This window comes from Bacteroides salyersiae WAL 10018 = DSM 18765 = JCM 12988, from assembly GCF_000381365.1.
In the GTDB taxonomy this organism is placed as follows: Bacteria; Bacteroidota; Bacteroidia; order Bacteroidales; family Bacteroidaceae; genus Bacteroides; species Bacteroides salyersiae.
The window spans coordinates 1,010,016-1,024,623 of the sequence record NZ_KB905466.1; the positions used below are offsets into that span (position 1 = coordinate 1,010,016).

Here is a 14,608-nt window from a genome sequence, read left to right on the forward strand (position 1 = left end):
AATTCATATTGATAACTGTTCAATATGAATTGTAGATAAATTCTGTATTACTTAGCTACCTTAAATGTCGAGGTTGCATCGCTTGATACTATATTTACGATACATATACCAGTTGCATTCAAAGAAATTGTCATACTTCCTTGTGTTGCTATTTGCTCATTCAGTAACATTCCAGTTACATCATAAATACAAATAGTTTCATTTCCTTTCAGTCCCTCTACTTTGACGCCGTCAGTAGTAGCAGATACAATGTAATTAGTATCATTATCTATATTTTTAACTCCAGTACTACCAGCTTTCTGCCATTTAAATACAGGATAATCAGAGATAGAAGGATCCATTTTCCATACATTATCAAAATCAAACCCCAATTCTTCGTAAAATTCTTGTGTAAGATCAGCTTTTGTAACATCGGCTCCATTTCTCTGATCTGCATTATTATCAGTAGTAACCAAATTTCCATTAACTTTTGCAGTCTCCAATGCATAGTTTCCTGAACTCAAATCAGGAGAACCACCACCACAAATTCGCCCAATTCCTGTTGCATCATCATTACCTGTAACATCGCACATTGCTAAACATCCGCTTATAGAACTTGAAGCATCTATCATTCCTGCAATTCCTCCCAAATTATTTCTGGCAACAACAGTTCCAGATACATAAGAAGACATAATCGCAGTCATATTTTCAGCTTTTCCAACTAAAGCAGCAGCATTATCTCCCCGTAAATCAGTTTCACTTAATTTTCCATCACATACAATAGAACCATCCACAAAGTAACAATCATATATAACAACCTGACTACCTGGACCCACAAATCCTCCAGCTTCTACACCTGTACCTATATTCTTAACCGTACAATTAATAGCACCAACTTCCCGAATAGTTGTTTTTTCAGTTTGTCCGGAAATCATTCCCATACGTCCTTCCCCTATAAAAGTGATATTCTCAAAAATAACTCTTTCAATGGTTGCTCCTTCCACAACTCCAAAAAATGTCATATCATGAGCACCTGTCGGTTTTTCTACATAGAAATTCTTAATTGTATGCCCATCACCGTCAAAAGTACCATGAAAGCGATCTGCAGAACCAGAACCACTACCCCATTCACCAATGGGCCACCATCCTCCCTCATAATCAAAATGCACATTAGAAAAATCCAAGTCTGCAATTAGTTTATAAGAAGCTCCACGGGCATCACGCATCCTATCAAACTGTTGTGGAGTAGCAATCAAATAGGGATCATCAGGGGTACCTGTTCCACCTGCAAATGGACTTTCGTCCTGCGCCATTACATTAGTTGTAAACACTACACTACAAAAGCAAAGAGTCATTAATCCTTTGTAAAAATTCTTTTTCATAATACTAATCTTAAATAGTTAATAATACAGTTGATTATAGCAACTAACATGTAATTAATCAATAAAGACAATCACATTGCTAATATATATTAATTAATAATATAGTTAATTTATGTCAGTTTCTACAGATGATTGAGTGATCATACCAAATTGTTCATTCGGTCGATTTCCCATTGTAAATACTAATGTACCGCCAGCCATAATATCTGCGTGAGAGATATAAAGTTTATTGTAAGGTTGTCCGTTCAGTTCTATAGATTGTATATACTTATTCTCCGCGGAATTATTGTTTGCACGTATCTCAAAAACCTTATTTTCCGGCAGTTTTAACACAACCTTATCAAATATCGGCCTACCGAAAACATACATACCGTCAGACGGATTAACCGGATAGAAACCTAATGCAGAGAAGACATACCAGGAAGACATCTGCCCGCAATCTTCATTGCCCTGCAGCCCATCCGGCAAGTCGCTATACATATGCGATAGGATATAATCCACCTTTTCCGCCGTTTTCCATTGCTGGCCGACAAAGGAATAAAAATATACCGTGTGATGTCCCGGTTCATTACCGTGAGCATACTGCCCGATCAGACCGGAAATATCCGGAGAAGCCGCATCACCCAAATCTTCATTTACAAGGAACAGGCTGTCCAACTTTGAAACAAATGCTTCCTTACTTCCGAACAAAGATATCAAGCCTTCGACATCGTGAGGTACCAACCAAGTATATTGCCAGCCGTTTCCTTCACAGTAAGCATCGTTACGGTGAGTAGAATGCACAGGGTTGAACGGAGTTACCCATGAACCATCTCGATTTTTTCCTCTGAAGAAATGTGTATCTTTATCCCAATAGTTCTGATAAGCTAAAGCACGCTTGGAAAAATACTCATAATCTTCCGTCTTACCTAACTTCCGTGCCACCTGTGCCACTCCCCAATCGGCAATAGCATATTCCAGGCCTTTGGCAACCGATTCATTTTCTTTGTCTGCCGGAATATATTCCAGATCCGTCACATACGACAGTCCTTTGTAATCGGACATCATGGATGCTTTCATCGCCTGATAAGCACGTTCATAATTGAACCCTTTGACATCTTTCAATATCGCATCTGCAATCACCGGAACGGACTGGATACCAATCATCTCATTCGTATCCGAACCATATAGATGCCATACCGGTAAACGTCCCTGTTGCTCGTAAATGGCAAGCATCGAGTTTATAAAGTCGGGAACACGTTCCGGTTGTACTAATGTGTACAAAGGATGAGCTGCACGATAAGTATCCCATAAAGAAAATACAGTATAATTGGTAAAGCCCGGATCGCCATATATATTTTTATCGGTTCCACGGTACTCCCCACTACAATCATTAAACATGATCGGCTGCATAAAGGCATGGTACAAGGCCGTATAGAAGATACGTTTTGCCACCGTATCGGTTGTTTCTACCTGTAACTTCGATAATTCCGCATTCCATTTACCGGTTGTTTCAGCAACGATATTCTCAAAATTCCAGTCTTTTATTTCCTGCCCGATATTATCCATTGCATTTTCCATGCTCACGGGAGAAATACCGACTTTCACTCCTAATTCCTCTACTACAGGTGCAACGGCAACATTTCCTTTCACGTCCAGTCCCTGAAGACGATTTCCCGCTACTTGCACCGAATCATGATACAAAGTCAGATGTACAGGTTGGGAGAAAACTGCAGAAAAATAAATCTGCTGTTTTTTTGACCAGCCTGTGGAATACCGGTATCCTCTGATGACCGTATCATTGATTTGCTCCAGATATGTATCAGTCGGACGATCGTCTCCATTTGCATCTTTCAAGTTAATCATTACATGTTTTTCCACATCTTTCGGGAAAGTATAGCGATGGAAAGCCACCCGGTCCGAAGCAGTAAGTTCCACTTTCGTACGATGAGTTTTCAGTAAAACTTCGTAATATCCCGGCAACGCCCGCTCGTTATCTTTCGAATAATAAGAAGCATAACCGGACAAAGGGTCTTGTTGCGTTCCCGGTTGCGTACGTGCCTTACCGGTATATGGCATGAACAGAATATCGCCGGTGTCACTGCAACCAGTCCCGTTGAGATGGAGATGTGAAAAACCAATCACGATAGAGTCGGAATAATGATATCCTGAACACCAGTCCCATCCTTTATTGATATTATTAGGACCGATCTGTACGGCTCCGAAAGGGGCGGTAACTCCCAAGAATGTATGTCCATGTCCTCCGGTTCCGATATAAGGGTCTACATAAGCCACCGGATTTATCACTTCCGGTTTGTCTGCACCGGTGCACCCGAAAGCACACATGAGACAGCTTAATAATAAAAACTTCTGTAAATTCATTTATATTCTTATTTGTTTTCGTTAGTCAAAGAATAAGGGAAATCTTCATCATTTACTCCCCGCTGTGTATTTGGTGTATGGCTCATATTGAAATCAAGAACAGCACCGTTCATTAATTCCTCATGTTTCAACCAATTGTGGTTATATTCCTTACCGTTCATTTTCAAGGAACATATATATCTATTGTTATTTGTGTTGTCGGGAGCATTCAAAATAACCTGCTTTCCATTTTCCAGTGTAAGAATTGCTTTTTTAAAGAGAGGGGCTCCCATTACATACTCTCCTGAACCCGGACATACCGGGTAAAATCCTAAAGCAGAAAATATATACCAGGCAGAAGTCTGACCGTTATCTTCATCTCCACAATAGCCGTCCGGATAAGGGGTATACAGCTTATCCATTACCTCCCTTAACCAATATTGCGCTTTCCAAGGCTGTCCTGCATAATTATAAAGATAGATCATATGCTGAATAGGTTGGTTACCATGCGCATAATTGCCCATATTCATAATCTGCATCTCCTTTATTTCATGAATGCACTGCCCGTAATAACTGTCGTCGTAAATAGGAGGAACTACAAATACAGAATCCAGCATGGACACAAAGCTCTCCTTTCCTCCCATCAGATCGATAAGCCCCTGCACATCATGAAATACACTCCAGGTATAATGCCAACTGTTACCTTCTGTAAAGGCATCTCCCCATTTATACGGACTGAAAGGAGACTGAAATGTACCGTCTTCGTTCTTTCCGCGCATCAGTTTGCTCTCTTTATCAAAAACGAACCGATAGTTTTTACTTCTTTCCCGATAAAGGTCTATTTCTTCCTGCGGACGATTCAATTGTTGCGCCAATTTCATGATACACCAATCGTCATAAGCATATTCCAGGGTACGGGCCACATTTTCATTAATACCTACATTATAAGGTACATACCCCTGCCGATTATAATATTCATATCCTAATCTTCCGGTTGAAGGAACTTGTGGATGTACATGATTTGCCCCATGCAGTACGGCTTCATACAACAGTTCTATTTCTTCTGTCCGGCATCCTTTCAGATAAGCATCGGCCACCACAGAAGCTGAATTATTACCCACCATGCAATGACGGTGTCCCGGACTGGCCCATTCGGGCAAAAAACCACTTTCTTTATAACTGTTTGCCAATCCCTCCTGAATTTCCTTGTTAACAGAAGGATACATCAGGTTCAAGAAAGGGAATAAAGCACGGAACGTATCCCAAAAACCGGTATCCGTATACATATACCCACTCTTCACTTCACCGTTGTAAGGACTGTAATGAACAATATTTCCGGATTTATCTATTTCATAAAACTTACGTGGAAACAACAAGGAACGATATAAGCAAGAGTAGAAAGTACGAAGTTGTTCATCCGTACCGCCTTCCACTCTTACTTTATCCATTACATCATTCCAAGCATTCCGGGCTGCTTCTTTTACCTCATTAAAATCTTTGCTACCTATTTCTTCCAAATTCAACCAGGCCTGTTCTTCACTAATAAAAGAAGAACTTACCTTCACACCAATCTTTTCACCTTTGCTTGTCCTGAATCCTAATACAGCCCCGACATGGTTATCCTTTACCTCCTTTTTACCTTCTATAATTTTGTCTCCACTCCACACTTCTGCCGTGACGAAAGGTCTATCAAATTTCATCACGAAATAATTTTTAAAGTTATCCGGCACTCCTCCGCTATTCTTTGTTGTATAGCCGGTTATCGTGTTGTTCTCCTTATCTATCCGAATAAAAGAACCGTTATCAAATGCGTCTACCACGACATACGAATCTTCACTTTCCGGGAAAGTAAATCTAAAATAAGCAGAACGTTCTGTCGGAGTGATCTCCGTCTTTACATCGTGGTCAGCCAAATATACACTATAATAATAAGGTCTTGCCGTCTCAGCCTTATGAGAGAACCAGCTACCTCTCTCGTTTTGCAGAAACTTTTTATCCCCGGTCACCGGCATCAAAGAAAACTGCCCGTAATCATTAATCCACGGACTGGGCTGATGTGTCTGCTTAAATCCTTTTATCTTATCATCTGTATAACAATAGGTCCATCCATATCCCATATCTCCCGTTTGCGGTGTCCAGAAGTTCATTCCCCAAGGCAACGCAACGGCCGGGTAGGTATTACCTGTAGATAATGTAAATTTAGATTGTGTTCCGACTAACGGATTTACATAGTCAACCGGAGAAAAAGAAGTAGAGTCAGTAACCACCTCTTTACTTCTGCATGACACAAGTAAAATAGATAAGAATACAATTAAAGGAACTTTTTTCATGGTATCGTTTTTATTTTCGTTTGATGCAAAAGTAGGTTGATGCAATTAATGAAACCATTAACAGAACATTAATAATCGTGGCTACAGATACTTTCAAAGCACATTTCCGGATTGAAAACATTAACAAGACATTAATCGCTTCCCATAAAAGAAGATTCTGTCGCATATATTCATTTTCCCTAATTACAATTCTCCATATTTAGCATTATCAATCACTCTTGCCACATATTAATTCTTGCTTTGCAAAGAATACATTTCCTAATAAGAAGGAATATATTCTTTGCCTAATAGGAGTGGAGAATATTTATATATAAAAGATTAAAGTTATCCTCAGATAACACACATGTAAACAATTCCGTCAAACAGAAAACAGAAGAAAAACAGAATCGGGAATTTTATAAGTAGAAAATTATCAACAAAACTCAAAATTAACAGTATATTGATTACCAATACATTATAAATTGATATTTTTCCTCTACGACAAACGACCCGTTCCTCTACGACTTTCAAGTCGTTCCTCGTAGAGGAAGGTTCTATCTCTCTACGGGGAAATTAATCAAAAATCCATAAGATATAACATCCGGGTATAGGCAAAAGAATAGGGAACACTTATTTTGTAAGAAAAAAACATGTTTTTCTTCAAAAGAAGCATTCCCTATCGACAAAGATATCCTATTGTTTCGTACTTAATCCGGAAGTCTATTTATACCTACACCTTTGAAAGTCATTTCCACCGGTTTAATAAAACCATTTTCATCAAAATACATACGGTCGATACAAACCTCCCTGTGATTCGGAGCTGTATCGCCCAACGGATGACGATGATAAACAATATACCACTCGTCCTTTCCCGGGATCTGAATCACCGAATGATGTCCCGCTCCTGTACCCACTTTTTCATCCTGCTGTAATATTTTTCCGATACGTTTGAACGGGCCGAATGGCGAATCTGCAATAGCATAAGCCACACTATAGTCCGAACCGCCCCAACTGCCTTCCGACCACATAAAATAATATTTATTATCCCGTTTCAACATAAAGGGACCTTCCACATAATTCTCGGGAGTGACAGATTTATAATACGAACCATCATCAAAAGGCACAAGACTTAATAAATCCGGACTCAGCTTCACCATATTACAATGATGCCAGCCACCATAATACATATAATAAGTACCATCATCATCTTTAAAAACAAACTGATCGATCGGCTGGGCACCATTCACAATTTTATCAATCAAAGGTCTGCCTAAAGCATCTTTAAAAGGACCGGCCGGATGATCGGCTACAGCCACCCCGATTCCCCCATACTGTTCGTCATTCTGGATATCATTACCGCCGAAAAACAGATAATATTTACCATTCGCCTGAACAACAGAAGGCGCCCATAAAGCAAACTCCAGCCATTTTATATTCTCAACAGACAATACTTTGGGATGTTTAGTCCAGTGTACCATATCCTTGGATGAAAAAGCATCCATATATGTCTGGATATTATAGACCTGATGGATGGCCCGCGTTTCTTTTTGCCATCCTGTAAAATCTGTACTATCAGCTCCGGGAGGAAGATCGGACAAGGTGGGATATATCCAATACTCATTATCAAAAACGACCCCTTCCGGATCGGCATACCACCCCTCCACAATAGGATTACCGCTAAACTCTTTTTTATCACCACATGCTACCAAGAATAGCATCAACCCCAATACTGTAACAACATTTTTCATATTTCTTTCTTTAATTAACAAGTAGCAAAAATAATCATCAACCGTTAACAAAGGTATTAATAATTCATTAATAAATCTTTTCCAAGCCCAAGCAGGGATGTGCTGAACATTAACATTTTATTAATTTTTATAATCCCGCAAAGGGTCTTACAAAAATATAAATCTTTTTTTTGCAAATCTCATAAAGCATATTACCTTTGCATAGAAACAACCGCGAGTATTATGCAAAAAACGATTATTTTTCTGCTCTTAATATTAAAATCGATACTACTTGAATCACAAAATATTTCATCCGGATTATATTTTGCCGCCCATAGTGCCATTAAAGAAGAGAGGACTTCTTTAACACTGTCTCCCGATTTTGATGCCTCAAAAGGCTTTACACTGGATTTCGACATTAAGTTCAGATCAGAAGAACATAATTACGGATATGTCTTCAGAATCATAATTGATGACGAAAGAAGTTTCGATTTAATAGCCAATATCACCCCGGGAAAGAAAACGTTGAATCTGATAGAAGGTAACAATGTCTATCTGGCTCTCGACGAAGAGCTGCTCAAGCAATATACATGGAACAAATGGGTGCATATCCGATGTTCCATTTATCCGGACAGTCTCCGGCTTATTTTCGATAACGAAGCACTGCAGGACCAGTATGAACCCATAAATATCAAAAACGTGAAATTCTATTTCGGATATTCCGATCACGAAAAATTTCACTCTTCGGACGTTCCTCCGATGTCTATACGTAATATAAAAATTACAAATGACAAAAATACAACAATTGCATACTGGCCACTGAAAGAACATCAGCCATACTCCTGTTCGGACAGCCTGCATCACATTCCGGCCAAAGTAACCAATCCCACATGGGAGATAAACAAACATACCAAATGGGTAAAAGAAAAAACATTGGAGTTGCCGATATATACACAAATCTGTCATGCTCCTTCGAAAGGCGCCATCTACTTTGCCAATAGTTCATCTGTTCTCGCCTATTCGACTACCGACAACACACTGAATACGATTTATCCTGTTCACGGAGTTCCATATACGGAAATAAACAACCAACTTATTTACCATCCGTATTACAATGAGTTATGGTCATATGATTTCGATACCCCGCAATGGATATCCATTTTCAATTTTGAGAACAAAACATGGACAAACGATGACCGTGTAATAAAGAATCCGGAGTATTCGCAACACAATGCTTTTATATCCCCCTATGATTCCTGCCTGTATATCTTTGGCGGATACGGCAACTATCGGTATAAGAACCAGATACGCAAAAAGAACCGTATACAGGATAATTGGAAAACAGTGTCGTATAGTGAAGAAATACCTCCGCGTTATCTGAGCGGATCAGGCTATAAAAACAAAGATACGTTGCTGATATTCGGTGGATGCGGCAACCCACAAGGGAAACAGGAGTTAGGGGTCGTCAATTACTACGATCTCTATGCAATAGACATCAATACATTCAAAACCAATAAATTATGGTCTATTCCCGGCGATGCAAAAAATTTCGTTATCGGTAATAACATTGTTGTAGATGAGAAAAACAATAAGCTGTATGCCTTATGTTTTCCGAACGACTGCTCGAACAGCTACATCCTATTAAGATCTTTCGACCTGGATAGCGGAAAGAACAGCACGAACTATGCAGATACCATTCCTTTCTCCTTTAACGATGTAAATTCATTCTGCACACTTTATTACGATTCATTACAGTCACAACTATATGCAGTGACCAATTATAATCACAACAATCAATCAAACATTGACATTTATTCATTGGCTTACCCGCCTTTAAAAATAGAAGATACGCTGCAAGCAGATACAGAACGTAAAGCATATTCTGCATTAACAAAATTCTTTATAGGGCTGGGAATCTGCATGATTGCAGGTATGGGTTGTATCTACTTCTGTTACCGGAAAAGAAGAAAAAAAGGAAGTTTTTCTCCCGATTCTCCAACCACTACAGCCACAGACGGTCTCCACGAAGAAACTTCGGAAGAAGAAAGTTACAAGCCCCAGCCAACAGCTCACAAAAAATCATCTATTCTTTTTCTGGACGGATTTCAAGTATGGGACAAAGATGGAACAGATATCACCAAATCATTCACTCCCATCTTGAAACAGTTGCTGATTCTCATCATATTATACAGCGTGAATAATAAGAAAGGTATTTCGAACGTCACTCTGCGGGAACTGCTTTGGTTTGATAAAATGGATGAAAGTGCCCAAAACAACCGACGGGTGAACATTCGGAAACTAAAACTCTTACTGGAAAAACTGGATGGTGCCGAACTTGTGAAAGAAAGTACCTATTGGTCTGTCAAGTTTACTCAAACTTACTGCGACTATATAGAAGTATGTAACTTTATAGACAGAGTAAAAAAAAATGAACCGATCACAGCAGCCAACATCCATGATCTGCCTTTAAACTTGCTATCAGGTCAATTATTACCATACGTTCAAACAGACTGGCTGGATTCTTTCAAGTCCAATTATGCCAATTCCGTATTGGACGCGGCAATCAGCCTATCCAAACAAGACTATATAAAGGAAAACAATGAATTACTAATTCAGATAGCCAACAGCATGTTTGCGCATGATAAAACAGACGAATATGCGTTAATTCTCAAATGCCAGGCACTGTATAAAAATGGCAGAACCAGCTTGGCCAAAACCACATTCGACACATTCTGCAATGAATATAAAGCAATGCTGAATACGGATTATTCAAAAACATTCAATGAAGTAATCAATTGTCAACTATAATCTCAGTCTGGCATAAAAGCCCATAAAAAAACGTATGCTCTTGTTTTGCAGACAAGAGCATACGTTTTACTGACAAAATATTTCCAAATGCTTATTTAAAAGTTCTATTTTCCTCTTAAACAAGACTCTGTTTTCTAAAACGAAAGATTCTTCGGAAAGATTCCTTTTTATGGCAAATGCTTCTGCAACGCCTCTACCATCAAGGTTATATTACTCATAAACAGCTTTACGGAAATAGCTAACAAAATAATCCCGAAAAACTTACGAATGATATAAATACCGCCTTTTCCAAGAAAACGCTCTACCCGCCCTGTCATACTCACCACAAAATACACCCAAATCATATTCAGCACCAAGGCTATGATGATATTAACACTGGCATATTCCGCACGCAATGACAACAGAGTAGTAAAAGCACCGGCACCGGCCAAAAGCGGAAAGACAAGCGGCACCAATGTAGCTTCTTTAATGGGTCCCTGATTCTTGAATATTTCGACATCGAGAATCATCTCCAAAGACATCAGGAATATGACGAAAGCACCGGCCACAGCAAAAGACTCGATATCTACATGAAAAAGCTTCAACATCATATCGCCGGCATAAAAGAATCCGATCAGCAGAACGAATGAAATTACGGTTGCCTTCATTGCGTTTACATCTTTTCCTTTCTCCTTCAAATTGATTATGATTGGAATAGAGCCTATAATATCGATTACAGCAAACAATACGATAAACGCACTGATCATCTGTTGAAAATTAAAATCTGCAAACATATTTCCTCCTTTCTTTTATGGCAAAGATAATCTATTTTTATGCATTTCGCAATATTTCTTTTCTTGAATCAGAAACAGTTTTGATTCAAAAAAAGAAATCCTATAAAATCAAAACAGTTTCTCAGTACGTTCAATTAAGAAATAATAAAAAAAACAAAAAGAGTACCGGAATGGTTACAGCAAGCTTTGATTATAGTTACATTTGTCTCAAATTTAGAAGATTACACTATATGGAGACGATGTTTGACACTTTGCTGCAATTGCCTTTATTCCAAGGGCTTTGCCATGAAGATTTTACAAATATACTGGAGAAAGTAAAACTGCATTTCACTAAGCATAAAGCCGGAGATGTGATTGTAAAAAGCGGAACTCCGTGTGATAAATTAATCTTTTTACTAAAAGGGGAAATATCCTTGCAAACCACTTCGAAAGATGGATTTCTTACTTTTATAGAACATGTAGAAGCTCCTTATGTCATTGAGCCACATGCTTTATTCGGTATGAATCTGAGTTATGTATCTTCTTATGTAGCCCGTACAGAAGCACATTCCATAAGTATCAGCAAATCTTTTGTTCTTTCCAATCTGCTCAAATATGATATATTCCGCCTTAATTACATGAATATCATCAGTAATCGGGCACAAAACATGCACGCCCGCTTATGGGAAAAAGCACCTGTGGATATTGAAGATAAAATTATCCGGTTCATACTTACCCATACGGAAAAACCGATAGGTGAAAAGATTATGAAAATCAAGATGGACGATTTCGCCCGTTGTGTCGATGATGCACGGTTAAATGTATCCAGAACTCTAAACACCTTGCAAGAACAGGAACTGTTGAAACTGCACCGGAAAGAAATCATTATTCCGGATGTTGCAAAGCTTGCCATGTGGAATGAAGAAAGACAGAAATAAAGGCGGTTTCCAATAAAGCCGACACGACAAAACGACAATCGCATTCTTTAAATAAATACAATATGAAAAAAATCATTCTGCTTGTTGCACTGACAAGCCTGTCTTTCATAATAAAAGCACAAACCTGTTTTGGAGTTCACACGGGATTAAATTACTCTACCTTTTCGGAAATTAAGGAACTGACAGATAATTCGCCTTATCTCTGCGGATTACATCTTGGTGTTTTTATGAATTACAGAATAAATAACATCATCGATTTTCAACCCGAAATAAATTATGCACAAAAAGGCTATAAATGGAGCATCGACTACACAACCTTCCCTAATGATATTTCCAAAAAGATAAGAATAAATTTCAAATACAATTTCATTGAAATTCCTGCATTATTCAAATTCTTCATCGGTCAGAATTTTAATATCAGTATAGGCCCCCAGTTAGACTTGTGTTTAAATAGAAAGATTGCAGTAAAAGAAGGAGAAGAAGTTGTCAATGAAGGTCAGAATGGCAAAGGGTATTATCCTGGCTATCATCGTATCAGTCTTTCATTAACCGGAGGTATAGGATATGATTTCAAAAATGGAATCATGTTATCTGCCAGATACAGCAACGGGCTTACTTCAATAGACAAAGATAACATGTCGTCCAGAACAAGCAGAAACTTTCTGTTCGCCATAGGATATAAAATATTTAAGTTACCATCCAAAAAATAAAATCAGTTATACAAAAAAATCAGCTATTCACTTTTGCAAACAGCTGATTTTTCATGCTCTGAAGAGAGATTATATTGATAATCAAAAGTTTTCTTATTCCCACTCAATAGTTGCAGGCGGTTTGGAACTGATATCATAGGTTACACGATTCACCCCTTTTACCTTATTTATTATATCGTTGGAAACTTTACCCAAAAAGTCGTAAGGTAAATGTGCCCAATCGGCAGTCATCGCATCGGTAGATGTCACGGCACGCAAAGCAACAGCTCTTTCATAAGTACGCTCATCTCCCATCACACCCACAGACTGAACCGGCAGCAAGATTACACCTGCCTGCCATACCTGGTCATACAATCCCCAATCTCTCAATCCCTGAATAAAAATATCATCGGCATCTTGCAGGATACGTACTTTTTCCGGAGTAATATCCCCCAAAATACGTACTGCCAATCCTGGACCCGGGAACGGATGACGCGTAATCAAATGTTCGGGCATCCCCAACTCACGACCTACACGGCGAACTTCATCCTTAAACAACAAGCGAAGCGGTTCGCACAGTTTAAGATGCATCTTTTCGGGCAATCCGCCTACATTGTGATGACTCTTGATCACCGTACCCGTGATAGACAACGACTCGATGCAATCGGGATAAATAGTTCCTTGTGCCAACCATTTCACATCTTTCAATTTATGAGCTTCCGCATCAAATACATCGATAAAACCTTTACCTATTATCTTGCGTTTACGTTCCGGCTCGGTAATACCTTCCAATTCCGCAAAAAACTTAGCACTGGCATCCACACCGATTACATTCAAACCGAGACACTCATAATCGTGCATCACATTCTTGAACTCGTTTTTACGAAGCATACCGTGATCCACAAAGATACAAGTCAGATTCTTACCGATCGCCTTATTCAGCAAAACAGCAGCTACCGAAGAATCCACTCCGCCGCTCAAACCCAACACAACCTTGTCATCACCCAACTGTGCCTTCAGCTCGGCAACCGTACTTTCGATGAACGAAGCCGGAGACCAGTCCTGTTTGCAACCGCAAACATCCACTACGAAATTTTTCAGAATCTGCGTACCGTCTTCACTGTGGTATACCTCCGGATGGAACTGCACGCCCCACACCTGTTCACCCTCAATCTGATAAGCAGCAATTTCCACTTTGTCGGTAGAAGCGATCTTCTTGAAGTTTGAAGGAATAGCCGTAATCGTATCTCCATGGCTCATCCACACCTGAGTATTTTCTTTCACCCCTTTGAACAAAACATTGTCCTTACAGAAAGAAGTCAGATGTGCACGGCCATACTCACGCGTACCAGCCGGTTCTACTTTCCCGCCATTGGTATAGGCCATAAACTGCGCACCGTAGCAAATACCCAAAATAGGATATTTACCCCGTATCTCGCTCAAATCTACCTTGAACGCGCTTTCATCATATACCGAGAAAGGACTTCCGGAAAGAATCACACCTTTTACACTTTCATCTCCTTTGGGAAATTTGTTGTAGGGAACAATTTCACAATACGTATCCAGCTCGCGTACACGACGACCGATAAGCTGCGTAGTCTGCGACCCGAAATCAAGGATTATTATTTTTTCCTGCATATAAATGGTTGGATTTTGAATAAATTATCTGCAAAAGTATAAAAAA

At 39.1% G+C, this 14,608-nt stretch carries 9 protein-coding genes; 3 read left to right on the plus strand and 6 right to left on the minus strand.

Going from position 1 to position 14,608, the window contains the following annotated elements; all coding sequences use genetic code 11:
• Positions 1-47: 47 nt before the first annotated feature.
• The 4 genes from HMPREF1532_RS04055 to HMPREF1532_RS04070 form a co-directional block, all read right to left on the minus strand.
• Complete coding sequence (locus HMPREF1532_RS04055) at positions 48-1,361, minus strand: T9SS type A sorting domain-containing protein (protein WP_005925201.1); 1,314 nt, start codon at positions 1,359-1,361, stop codon at positions 48-50.
• A gap of 105 nt (positions 1,362-1,466) precedes the next feature.
• Positions 1,467-3,722 carry a GH92 family glycosyl hydrolase gene (locus HMPREF1532_RS04060; protein WP_005925204.1) on the minus strand — a complete coding sequence of 752 codons (2,256 nt, stop codon included), beginning with the start codon at positions 3,720-3,722 and terminating at the stop codon, positions 1,467-1,469.
• An 8-nt stretch (positions 3,723-3,730) separates the two neighbouring features.
• Entirely contained in the window at positions 3,731-6,031 is a 2,301-nt protein-coding gene (locus HMPREF1532_RS04065; protein WP_005925207.1) for a GH92 family glycosyl hydrolase, read from the minus strand.
• Positions 6,032-6,717: 686 nt separating this feature from the next.
• Positions 6,718-7,758: a glycoside hydrolase family 43 protein gene (locus HMPREF1532_RS04070; protein ID WP_005925210.1), complete on the minus strand. Its 1,041-nt coding sequence runs from the start codon at positions 7,756-7,758 to the stop codon at positions 6,718-6,720.
• Positions 7,759-7,980: 222 nt separating this feature from the next.
• Here HMPREF1532_RS04070 and HMPREF1532_RS04075 point away from each other — a divergent pair, with 222 nt between their 5' ends.
• Entirely contained in the window at positions 7,981-10,545 is a 2,565-nt protein-coding gene (locus HMPREF1532_RS04075) for a hypothetical protein (protein ID WP_005925213.1), read from the plus strand.
• Positions 10,546-10,712: 167 nt separating this feature from the next.
• Here HMPREF1532_RS04075 and HMPREF1532_RS04080 read toward each other — a convergent pair whose 3' ends face one another.
• Positions 10,713-11,318 (minus strand): MarC family protein, encoded by a 606-nt coding sequence (locus tag HMPREF1532_RS04080; protein WP_005925215.1) that lies wholly within the window; start codon positions 11,316-11,318, stop codon positions 10,713-10,715.
• Positions 11,319-11,548: 230 nt separating this feature from the next.
• On the opposite strand from HMPREF1532_RS04080, the gene HMPREF1532_RS04085 reads away from it, so the two are divergent.
• Both HMPREF1532_RS04085 and HMPREF1532_RS04090 read left to right on the plus strand, forming a co-directional pair.
• Entirely contained in the window at positions 11,549-12,235 is a 687-nt protein-coding gene (locus tag HMPREF1532_RS04085) for a Crp/Fnr family transcriptional regulator (protein WP_021937388.1), read from the plus strand.
• Positions 12,236-12,297: 62 nt separating this feature from the next.
• Entirely contained in the window at positions 12,298-12,945 is a 648-nt protein-coding gene (locus HMPREF1532_RS04090; protein WP_005925219.1) for a porin family protein, read from the plus strand.
• Between the two features lie 93 nt (positions 12,946-13,038).
• Here the strand turns inward: HMPREF1532_RS04090 and guaA are convergent, their stop codons facing one another.
• Positions 13,039-14,562 (minus strand): glutamine-hydrolyzing GMP synthase, encoded by a 1,524-nt coding sequence (gene guaA / locus HMPREF1532_RS04095; RefSeq protein WP_005925221.1) that lies wholly within the window; start codon positions 14,560-14,562, stop codon positions 13,039-13,041.
• Positions 14,563-14,608: the final 46 nt, after the last annotated feature.

What these genes read in the sequence shown, in the direction of transcription:
- HMPREF1532_RS04055 (WP_005925201.1), bottom strand. Translation starts at nt 1,361, where the DNA reads ATGAAAAAGAATTTTTACAAAGGATTAATGACTCTTTGCTTTTGTAGT.
- HMPREF1532_RS04075 (WP_005925213.1), top strand. Translation starts at nt 7,981, where the DNA reads ATGCAAAAAACGATTATTTTTCTGCTCTTAATATTAAAATCGATACTA.
- HMPREF1532_RS04065 (WP_005925207.1), bottom strand. Translation starts at nt 6,031, where the DNA reads ATGAAAAAAGTTCCTTTAATTGTATTCTTATCTATTTTACTTGTGTCA.
- HMPREF1532_RS04060 (WP_005925204.1), bottom strand. Translation starts at nt 3,722, where the DNA reads ATGAATTTACAGAAGTTTTTATTATTAAGCTGTCTCATGTGTGCTTTC.
- HMPREF1532_RS04080 (WP_005925215.1), bottom strand. Translation starts at nt 11,318, where the DNA reads ATGTTTGCAGATTTTAATTTTCAACAGATGATCAGTGCGTTTATCGTA.
- HMPREF1532_RS04085 (WP_021937388.1), top strand. Translation starts at nt 11,549, where the DNA reads ATGGAGACGATGTTTGACACTTTGCTGCAATTGCCTTTATTCCAAGGG.
- guaA (WP_005925221.1), bottom strand. Translation starts at nt 14,562, where the DNA reads ATGCAGGAAAAAATAATAATCCTTGATTTCGGGTCGCAGACTACGCAG.
- HMPREF1532_RS04090 (WP_005925219.1), top strand. Translation starts at nt 12,298, where the DNA reads ATGAAAAAAATCATTCTGCTTGTTGCACTGACAAGCCTGTCTTTCATA.
- HMPREF1532_RS04070 (WP_005925210.1), bottom strand. Translation starts at nt 7,758, where the DNA reads ATGAAAAATGTTGTTACAGTATTGGGGTTGATGCTATTCTTGGTAGCA.